At 66.7% G+C, this 10,266-nt stretch carries 8 protein-coding genes; 7 read left to right on the forward strand and 1 reads right to left on the reverse strand.

What is annotated here, in order from left to right:
* Nucleotides 1-58: 58 nt before the first annotated feature.
* Nucleotides 59-703 carry an NADPH-dependent F420 reductase gene (locus tag TVC13_RS17425; protein ID WP_422402399.1) on the reverse strand — a complete coding sequence of 215 codons (645 nt, stop codon included), beginning with the start codon at nucleotides 701-703 and terminating at the stop codon, nucleotides 59-61.
* 201 nt (nucleotides 704-904) lie between these two features.
* Here TVC13_RS17425 and TVC13_RS17430 point away from each other — a divergent pair, with 201 nt between their 5' ends.
* The 7 genes from TVC13_RS17430 (at nucleotide 905) to TVC13_RS17460 (ending at nucleotide 10,127) form a co-directional block, all read left to right on the forward strand.
* A complete protein-coding gene (locus tag TVC13_RS17430) occupies nucleotides 905-1,561 on the forward strand; it encodes an IclR family transcriptional regulator (protein ID WP_152228885.1) in 657 nt (218 codons plus the stop codon).
* Nucleotides 1,562-1,600: 39 nt separating this feature from the next.
* Entirely contained in the window at nucleotides 1,601-3,283 is a 1,683-nt protein-coding gene (gene hutU / locus TVC13_RS17435; RefSeq protein WP_422402400.1) for a urocanate hydratase, read from the forward strand.
* A 67-nt stretch (nucleotides 3,284-3,350) separates the two neighbouring features.
* A complete protein-coding gene (locus TVC13_RS17440) occupies nucleotides 3,351-4,550 on the forward strand; it encodes an allantoate amidohydrolase (RefSeq protein ID WP_422402401.1) in 1,200 nt (399 codons plus the stop codon).
* A complete protein-coding gene (locus tag TVC13_RS17445; RefSeq protein ID WP_422402402.1) occupies nucleotides 4,547-5,926 on the forward strand; it encodes a formimidoylglutamate deiminase in 1,380 nt (459 codons plus the stop codon). The genes TVC13_RS17440 and TVC13_RS17445 overlap by 4 nt, the downstream gene beginning before the upstream one ends.
* Before the next feature lie 38 nt (nucleotides 5,927-5,964).
* On the forward strand, nucleotides 5,965-7,164 hold the full coding sequence (hutI, locus tag TVC13_RS17450; RefSeq protein ID WP_422402405.1) for an imidazolonepropionase: 1,200 nt from the start codon (nucleotides 5,965-5,967) through the stop codon (nucleotides 7,162-7,164).
* A gap of 138 nt (nucleotides 7,165-7,302) precedes the next feature.
* Nucleotides 7,303-9,054 (forward strand): cytochrome c oxidase subunit I, encoded by a 1,752-nt coding sequence (gene ctaD / locus TVC13_RS17455; RefSeq protein ID WP_422402403.1) that lies wholly within the window; start codon nucleotides 7,303-7,305, stop codon nucleotides 9,052-9,054.
* 122 nt (nucleotides 9,055-9,176) lie between these two features.
* Nucleotides 9,177-10,127 carry a zinc-binding dehydrogenase gene (locus tag TVC13_RS17460; RefSeq protein ID WP_422402404.1) on the forward strand — a complete coding sequence of 317 codons (951 nt, stop codon included), beginning with the start codon at nucleotides 9,177-9,179 and terminating at the stop codon, nucleotides 10,125-10,127.
* Nucleotides 10,128-10,266: the final 139 nt, after the last annotated feature.

Genomic DNA, 10,266 nt, shown 5'->3' on the forward strand with positions numbered 1-10,266 from the left:
TGTATAACCCACAGCCGCTTAGGCGCGCGGGCCGGAGCGGTAAAACCGGCGAGAAAAGCTACGCGGCCGGAACAACCTTCAGCGCAGAATTCCACTGGTAGGCGGGAAGCTCCTCGTTCGCGGAAAGCAGGATGTGCAGGAAGCCCATGTGCTCGAGCTGGTGGGCACGGCGCTGCGGGCCGACGACGACGGGATTCAGCCCTGCAGCGGAAGCGAACTCGACCACGGCCTGGGTTGCAGCGGCGTCGTCCCCTGCGATGAGTACATCCAGCGGGTGTCCGGCAACGGTTCCGTCCGAGAGGGTGGCGGCGAAGGTTGTGTTGAAGGCCTTGACCACCTTTGCCCCGGTTGCCTTCTGCAGTTCCTCGGCCGCGGAGCTGTCAGCGGGAACGGACAGCGAATCGAAGGTTGCGAAATCCACGGGGTTGGTGATGTCCACGTACACCTTGCCGGTCAGTGCATCGCCGTACTGCTCCACGATGGCCCGGGAGGCGTCGAAGTAGACCGCCGGAATTACCAGGGCGCCGGTGAGCTGCTCACCCAGGACTCCGGTGGTGATCTTCCCGTCCAGTTCTGCCGCGAGGGAGTCGGCCTTCGCCTTGTCCTCGTGGGCCAGAAGCTGGACCGAACGTCCCGCTGCCACTGCGCGGGCAGCCAGCCCGCGCGCCATGTTGCCGGTACCGATGATGGTGAGATCAGTCATTGTCTTCTTCTTTCGAAAGAGGGGGAAACGGAGAGCCACTGGATTCTTTTCGGATAGGGGCGGCAGCGAAAACCGCCAAAAACTTGAAGCTTCAACTACTATTGCACAACTTTATTGAAGCTTCAACTAGTGTCGGAGTCTAGTCACCTAGTGAAATTGCTGTTTTACTAGGTGGCAACATTTGGTGAGGAAAGCAGCACGATGGCCGAGACAGCTAAGGCAGACAGCACCACCCGGACAGTGGAGCGCGCGCTGTCCCTGCTCAGCGTGGTGTGCCGCCAGGGCGCAGTGACGCAGTCCGAAGCCGCGAAAGCCGCCGGTCTCTCCACCAGTACCGCGCTCCGTCTGCTCCGCACCCTGGAAGGAACCGACTTCCTGCGGCGGGAAGAGAGCGGGACCTACCGCCCGGGGCCCGCGATCGTGCAGCTCGGAGTCCTCGCCCTAAGCTCGGAATCCCTGGTCGCCACCTACCGCGACGCGATGGACCGGATCGTGGATCAGACCGGCGAATCCACCTACCTCAGCATTCCGGCAGCGGGCGGCCACGGCCTGTACATTGCGATCTCCGAAGGCACGCAGTCCGTCCGGCACGCCAACTGGGTGGGCCGCCGTTTCGATCTGGAAACCAGTGCAGCCGGAAAGGCAATGCGCGGCGAGGTCGACGGGACCGCCTGCGCCGTGGTGAGCGACGGCGTCGAACCCGACATCACAGCGATCGCTGTGCCGCTGACCGCAGGCGGAAAAGCCGTGGCCGCCATGAGCGTGGTGGTGCCCAGCTACCGCATCACGCCAGGCCGGCTCAAAGACATCAGCCAGATACTGGCCACCGAGACAGCCGCAGTCCACGCCTTCGGCTAAAAACAACCCGGCTAACCGACAACGACGACGGAGAACCCCATGAACGAAAACACCCCGCGCACCGTCCGTGCCCCGCGCGGTACCGGCCTGAACGCCCGCAGCTGGCAGACCGAAGCGCCCCTGCGGATGTTGATGAACAACCTGGACCCCGAGGTTGCCGAACGGCCCGAGGACCTGGTGGTTTACGGTGGCACCGGCAAGGCTGCCCGGAACTGGGAGTCCTTCGACGCGATTGTCCGCACCCTGAAGACTCTCGACGACGACGAGACGCTCCTGGTGCAGTCCGGTAAACCCGTGGGAGTGTTCCGCACCAATGAGTGGGCGCCGCGGGTACTGATCGCCAACTCGAACCTGGTGGGGGACTGGTCCACCTGGCCCGAGTTCCGCCGGCTGGAAGCCGAAGGCCTGACCATGTACGGGCAGATGACCGCCGGGTCGTGGATCTATATCGGCACGCAGGGCATCCTCCAGGGCACCTATGAGACCTTCGCTGCCATCGCCAAAAAGCTCTTCAAAAACGAAAACGCAACCCTCGCCGGCACCGCCACCCTTACCGGCGGCTGCGGCGGCATGGGCGGCGCCCAGCCGCTCGCCGTCACCCTCAACGGCGGAGCGGTACTGATTGTCGACGTCGACGAGTCCCGGCTGCGCCGCCGTGCCGGCAAACGCTACCTCGACGACGTCGAAACCGACCTCGACGCCGCCCTCGCCAAGGTCATGGCCGCCAAGGCCGACGGCCGGGCCCTGTCCGTGGGACTGGTCGGCAACGCCGCGGAAGTCTTCCCCGAACTGCTCCGCCGCCGGAACGCCGGCGATGGTGCGGAGTTCGACATCGTCACGGACCAGACCTCCGCGCACGATCCGCTCAGCTATCTCCCGGAAGGCATCAGCGTCCAGGACTGGCACCGCGAAGCCGACGCCGATCCGGTGGGTTTCACGAAGAAGGCCCAGGCTTCCATGGCCCGCCACGTTGAAGCCATGGTCGGGTTCCAGGACGCCGGCGCCGAAGTGTTCGACTACGGCAACTCGATCCGCGACGAAGCCCGGCAGGGCGGCTATGACCGGGCCTTCGACTTCCCCGGCTTCGTCCCCGCGTACATCCGGCCGCTGTTCTGCGAGGGCATGGGCCCGTTCCGCTGGGTGGCGCTCTCCGGCGACCCGGCGGACATCGCCGTCACGGACGCCGCGCTGAAAGAACTCTTTCCGGAAAAGCAGCACCTGCACCGCTGGCTCGACGCCGCAGCGGAACATGTCGAGTTCGAAGGCCTGCCCGCCCGGATTTGCTGGCTGGGCTACGGAGAACGCGCCAAGGCCGGGCTGCTGTTCAACCGGCTGGTCGCCGAAGGCAAGGTGTCGGCGCCCATCGTGATCGGCCGCGACCACCTGGACTCCGGTTCCGTTGCATCCCCCTACCGGGAAACGGAGGCCATGAAGGACGGTTCCGACGCGATCGCTGACTGGCCGCTGCTCAACGCCCTGCTGAACACGTCCTCGGGTGCCACCTGGGTGTCCATCCACCACGGCGGCGGCGTCGGCATTGGCCGGTCCCTGCACGCCGGCCAGGTTTCCGTGGCGGACGGCACCGACCTGGCCGCCCGCAAGCTCGAACGGCTGCTCACCAATGACCCGGGCACCGGGGTCATGCGGCACGTCGACGCCGGCTACGGCGAGGCGGCGCAGGTCGCCAAAGAGCGCGGCGTCCGCATCCCCATGGCCGAATAGGCCCGCACCTCCGGCCGTACCAAGCTTGAACCAGCACCACCGATCCAACCCCAGCAAGGACACCAGCATGGCAGCAGTTACCACCCTCCTCGAAGCGATCTCCGGCATCGGCCGCGATCCCGTCCGCGGCGGCTATACCCGCCCGGTGTTCTCGACAGCGGAGACGGATCTGCGCGCCTGGTTCACCGAAGAGGCGCAGGCGCGCGGACTGGCTGTGGAGACCGACCGCAACGGCATCCTCTGGGCATGGTGGGGTGAGCCGCAGAAAGGCGCGCTGGTCACCGGCAGCCACTTGGATTCAGTCCCCGGCGGCGGCGCCTTCGACGGGCCGCTGGGGATCGCCGCCGCTATGGCCGCCGTCGACGTCATGAAAGAGCGCGGTGTGCAGCCCAACCGGTCCCTGGCCATCACGGTCTTCCCCGAGGAAGAGGGCTCCCGCTTCGGTGTCGCCTGCCTCGGCTCACGGCTGCTGACCGGTGCGATCGACCCGGACAAGGCCCGGAACCTGCGCGACGACGGCGGAACCACCTTCGCGGACGCCGCACGGGCCGCCGGGCTGGACCCGGAACATATCGGCCGGGACGAGGACGCGCTCGCACGAATCGGCGATTTCGTGGAACTGCACGTGGAACAGGGCCGCGGACTCGGTGAGGACGGCCCGGCCGTCGCCGTCGGCAGTTCGATCCTGGGCCACGGCCGCTGGAAGCTGACCGTGCACGGCCAGGGCAACCACGCCGGCACCACGCTGATGGAGGACCGGGCGGACCCCATGGTGGCCGCGGCGCAGATCATCACCGCCGTGCAGCAGGCAGCGGCAGCCCTGCCCGGGGCGCGCGCCACGGTGGGTCGGATCCAGGCCGTTCCCGGCGGCACCAACGTGATTGCCTCCCGGGTGGAACTCTGGCTGGACGCCCGGCATGAGGAGGATGCAGTCACCGCGCAGCTGGTGGAAACCATCCACGGCAAGGCGCAGAAGATCGCCGCCTTCGAAGGCTGCTCCGTGACCCTGGCGCAGGAATCCTTCAGTCCCACCACCAGCTTTGATCCAGGACTGCAGCGCCAGCTTCAGCTCGCCCTGCCGCAGGCTCCGGTACTGGCGACCGGTGCCGGGCACGACGCCGGGATCCTGGCCGGACACGTGCCCGCGGGCATGGTCTTTGTCCGGAACCCCAGCGGAATCTCGCATTCCCCGGAGGAATACGTGGAAGACGCCGACGCCGACTACTCGGCGCAGGCGCTCGCGGACGTCCTGGAGGGACTGCTGTGAGCCGGTACGCCAGGGGAGTGTGGTGCGAACGGGCACTGCGGAACGGCCAGGTTGAATCCGGTGTCCGGCTGAGCGTTGACTCAGCGGGCATCGTTGCAGCCGTGGAAACCGGCACCCAGCCGCGTCCGGGTGACCTGGTGCTGAACGGCGTCATTTTCCCCGCCGCGTCCAACGCCCATTCTCACGCGTTCCACCGGGCGCTGCGTGGACGCACCCACACCGGCGGCGCAGACAGCTTTTGGTCCTGGCGCCAGGGGATGTACCGGGCTGCGGGTGCCCTGACCCCGGAGCTGTATGAGGAGCTGGCCACCGCGGTCTACGCCGAAATGGCCGCGGCCGGTTACACCTCCGTCGCGGAATTCCACTACGTTCACCACCGCCAGGACGGCTCGCCGTACCCGGGGCATGCCATGGAACTGGCCCTGGGCCGCGCCGCCCAGGCTGCCGGAATCCGGCTCACCCTGCTGGATACCTGCTACCTCGCAGGCGGGTTCGGGGAGCCGCTGACGGAGAGCCAGCTCCGCTTCAGTGACGGTTCCACAGGCGCGTGGCTGGACCGCCTCAAGGGCCTGCGGCACACCTTCGAGGCTGAGTTCGACCCGGCGTACGTGACAGTTGGTGCAGCGCTGCACTCGGTCCGGGCAGTCCCCGAGGACGCCCTGCAGGCCATTGCCGCCGGGCTGGACCCCGACCTGCCCCTGCATATCCACCTCTCCGAGCAGCTCGCCGAAAACCAGGACTGCCTGGCAGCCACCGGATTGACACCGGTCCAGCTGCTTCACCGATACGGGCTGCTGGGTCCCCGGCTGACCGCCGTGCACGCCACGCACCTGACCCCGGAGGACGTCGCGCTGCTCGGGAATGCCGGTGCAACCGTGGCCATGTGCCCCAGCACCGAAGCGGACCTCGCCGACGGAATCGGCCCGGCTGCGGCGCTCGCGGACGCGGGAGCGCGAATTGCGCTTGGCTCGGACCAGCACGCCGTGGTGGATCCGTGGCTGGAGATGCGCGCGCTGGAACACGGCGAACGCCTGGCCTCCGGTGTACGGGGACGGTTCACCCCCGCTGCCCTGCACCAGGCGGTGTCCGACGCCGGCGCTGCCGCCCAGGGACGCCGGGCACCCGGCTTCGCGCCCGGAAGCTCCTGCGACCTGATGGCCGTGGACCCGCACACAACCCGCACGGCTGGAGCTGACCCGGCCCAACTGGCACTGGCCGCGACCGCCCAGGACGTCACCGCCGTCGTCGTCGGAGGTAAACTCACGGCCGAACGGGGCAGGCACGTGCGGCTGGGCGCGCCGGGTGCGCTGCTGACGGCAGCGATCGCCAGGCTGGACGCCGCCGCGGTGCCGGATCCGGCGGAGGTCCGGCAGTGACCAGCACACTCATCACCAACATCGGCGAGCTCTCCACCATGGACCCCGCCCGCGGGACGGAGGCCGTGATCGAGCGTGCCGCCGTCGTGCTCGAGGGCGAGCGCATTTCCTGGCTCGGTCCGGCTGCCCAGGCTCCCGCGGCAGACGCAGTGCACGACGCCGGCGGGCGGGCAGCGCTGCCCGGCTGGGTGGATTCACACACCCATCTGGTGTTCGCCGGTGACCGCAGCGCCGAGTTCGCTGCCCGGATGGCCGGGGAAAGCTACAGTGCCGGCGGCATCGCGGTGACGATGGAAGCCACCCGCGCCGCCGGGGACTACGACCTCACGCGCCTGCTGCTGGCCCGCCGCGCGGAAGCTGCCGCCGGGGGAACCACCTGGCTTGAAACCAAGACCGGGTACGGGCTGGACGTGGAACAGGAGACTCGCAGCGCACGGATTGCCTCCAGTGTGGTGGACGACGTGACCTTCCTGGGTGCGCACCTGGTTCCGGACGGCATCGACGCTGACGAGTACACGGACCTGGTCTGCCGGCCGATGCTGGCCGCGGTGCGGCCGTACGTGCAGTGGGCGGATGTGTTCTGCGAACGCGGAGCCTTCACCGAAGACCAGTCCCGCCGGGTGCTCACCGCCTGCCGGGACGCCGGCCTGGGACTGCGGGTGCACGGGAACCAGCTGGGTCCGGGTGCCGGGGTGCAGCTGGCCGTGGAGTTCGGTGCTGCGAGCGTGGACCACGTGAACTACCTGTCCGACGGCGATGTGCGGGCGCTCGCGGCCAGCTGGGTGGGCTGGAACCGGGAAACCGGGACCGGAACGCCGGGAACAGTGGCCACGTGCCTGCCGGCCTGCGACCTGTCCACCCGGCAGCCTCTGGCTCCGGCTCGCGAACTGCTGGATGCAGGCGTCGAAATTGCCCTGGCCTCGAACTGCAATCCGGGCACCTCCTACACCTCATCCATGGCGTTCTGCGTGGCGACGGCTGTGCTGCAGATGGAACTCAGCGTCTCCGAGGCCGTCCGGGCCGCGACGTACGGCGGGGCACTGGCGCTGCGGAGGCACACGGGGAACGACGTCGACGGGCAGCGGGCGGTGGGCTCGCTTGCCGTCGGGCACCGGGCTGATATCCACCTGCTCAATGCGCCGTCCGCCGCTTATCTTGCCTACCGGCCCGGCATGCCGCTCACTGCTGCTGTCTGGCGGGCCGGGGAGCGGATTCCCGGAGCCGGGGCGAGCAGCTAACCCGAAGCGGTTGCGGCAAAACCCTGTGCTGCCTATGGACCTGCCCCGGAGCGGGTCCTACGATACAAGGCACACTGGCCTGCGACCGGCGGGGCCTGTGCACGGACTGAACCTCCTGCGGACCCCTAGGCGGCGCTGATGTCTACGTTGAAGTATTCGGCAGATGAAGGAACAACCGTACCGCCGCGCGTTGTGCCGGTGTCCCGCGGCCGCGTCGTCGTCGACTGGCTGACGACCACCGATCACAAAAAGATCGGTTACCTGTACTTGATCACGTCCTTCATTTTCTTCTGCCTTGCCGGGGTCATGGCCCTGATCATCCGGGCCGAGCTTTTCCAGCCGGGACTTGAAATTGTCTCTTCCCGCGAGCAGTACAACCAGCTTTTCACCATGCACGGAACGCTGATGCTGCTGATGTTCGCCACGCCGCTCTTCGCCGGTTTTGCGAATGTGATGATGCCGCTGCAGATTGGGGCGCCGGACGTCGCCTTCCCGCGGCTGAACGCCCTCGCCTACTGGTTCTTCCTTTTCGGTTCCCTCATCGCGATCTCAGGGTTCCTGACCCCGCAGGGAGCAGCATCCTTCGGCTGGACAGCGTACGCACCGCTTTCCAACACCACGTTCTCGCCCGGTATCGGCGGAGACCTGTGGGTCTTTGGCCTGGCCCTGTCCGGATTCGGAACCATCCTCGGCTCGGTCAACTTCGTGACCACGATTATCTGTATGCGCGCGCCCGGGATGACCATGTGGCGGATGCCTATCTTCACGTGGAACACGCTGGTCACCGCCATCCTGGTCCTGATGGCGTTCCCGCCGCTGGCGGCCGCACTGTTCGCCCTCGGAGCGGACCGCAGGTTCGACGCCCACATCTTCGATCCGGAGAACGGCGGGGCCATCCTCTGGCAGCACCTGTTCTGGTTCTTCGGCCATCCGGAGGTCTACATCATCGCGCTGCCGTTCTTCGGGATCATCTCGGAAATCCTGCCGGTGTTCAGCCGCAAACCGATCTTCGGCTACAAGGGCCTGATCTTCGCGACGATCGCGATTGCGGGCCTGTCCATGACCGTCTGGGCGCACCACATGTACGTCACCGGGCAGGTGTTCCTGCCGTTCTTCGCCATCATGACCATGCTCATCGCCGTGCCCACCGGCGTGAAGTTCTTCAACTGGATCGGCACCATGTGGCGCGGTTCGATTACCTTCGAGACGCCCATGATGTGGGCCCTCGGATTCCTCATCACGTTCCTGTTCGGCGGACTGACCGGCATCATCCTGTCCTCACCGCCGCTGGACTTCCACGTTTCAGACACCTACTTTGTGGTGGCCCATTTCCATTACGTGGTCTTCGGCACGGTGGTGTTCGCGATGTTCGGCGGGTTCTACTTCTGGTGGCCCAAGTGGACCGGGAAGATGCTCAACGAGCGCCTCGGGAAGATTCACTTCTGGCTGCTCTTCCTGGGCTTCCACCTGACGTTTATGATCCAGCACTGGCTCGGCGTGCTGGGTATGCCTCGGCGCTATGCGGACTACCTGGTGGAGGACAACTTCACGGCGATGAACCAGCTCTCCACCATCGGTTCCCTGATTCTCGGGTTCTCCATGATTCCGTTCTTCTGGAACGTCTATGTGACCTGGCGGCGCGGGAAGAAGGTGGAAGTGGACGATCCCTGGGGCTTTGGCTGCTCCCTGGAGTGGGCCACCTCCTGCCCGCCGCCGCGGCACAACTTCACCTCACTGCCCCGGATCCGGTCCGAACGCCCCGCCCTGGACCTGCACCACCCGGAACTCAAGCCGCGGGCCAATGAGAAGACCGACAACCCCGTGGCCAGTGTGCTCGGCGCAGCCGACATGGGATCCGAGGATCCGAAAAACCCCGACCCCCGGCAGTAGGGCGGGGCCTTGGTTCCACCCACTTCTAAACTGGAACCAAGGGGATTCCACCACTGGAACGTGCCATCAGAGTGCACGCGCAGGGGCAATGCCGCCCTTCGGCCCCGGTGAGAGGAGTTGTTGTGAAAGCCTGGCAGTACATGGGGGAGCGCAAGCCGATCCAGCTAAATGACATCCCGGAACCGGTTCCGGGTCCAACGCAGGTAATCATCGACGTCAAAGCCGCAGGGCTCTGCCACTCCGATGTGATGTACATGGAAGTCGGGGACCAGGCAATGCCGTTCCTGCCCATGACGCAGGGACATGAGAACGCCGGGGTCATCACCGCCCTCGGGAACGAGGTCACCGGTTTCAAGGTGGGCGACGTTGTGGGAGTCTGCTCCTCAGGAGTGCAGCCACCGCTGGGGATGTTCACGCCGGGAGGGTTCGCCGACAAACTCGCAGCTGACTACCGGGACCTTGCCAGGGTTCCCGAAGGGCTGGACCTCTCCCTGGCTGCCCTCGCCACTGATGCGGGCATGACCTCCTACCACGCCATGATCAAGGTTGGCGGCGCGGCGAAAGGCATGAAAGTAGGTGTCATCGGCTTCGGCGGCCTGGGGCAGATCGGCGCCCGAGCGGCTGTGCTCACCGGTGCCGAAGTCCACGTCGCGGAGATGAAGGAAGAAGCCTGGGACAACGCCCGCGAGGTTGGTGCCGTCAGCTGCGTCAAGGATGCAGCCGAATGGGTCCAGGACCGGCGCGCCGGCGGGGACTTTGACCTCATCGTGGACTACGCCGGCTTCGACACCACGCAGAAGGCCATCAACGCCGTGAAGCGCGGCGGCAAAGTGGTGCAGGTCGGTCTGGGAAAACCTACGTTCACGGTGGCAACCAACACCATCCTGGGCAAGAAGCTAGAAGGCTCGCTTGGCGGCACCGTGGAGGACATCGAGGAGGTCTTTGACCTGATGCTGCGTGGGGAAATCCGCCCCGGTTACGAGGAAATCGGTTTCGAAGAGATCGCCAACGGCCTTGAACGGCTGAAGAACAACGAGGTCCTTGGCCGCCTGGTGGCGAGGTTTGGCGACTGAGGACAACTCTGCGACACCGGCCCCGCCGGGGCTAAGGGCGAATTAGATGCGGGGAACCCTCCCTGAGCCCCTGAGCCGGGCGGCAAGGTCCGCGGCGTGCGATGCCGCGGCCCCCGCCGCCGGCCCGCGGCCCGGGGAC

Origin of the sequence: Arthrobacter sp. 3Tela_A (genome assembly GCF_049311025.1) — a bacterium.
Taxonomy (GTDB): domain Bacteria; phylum Actinomycetota; class Actinomycetes; order Actinomycetales; family Micrococcaceae; genus Arthrobacter_B.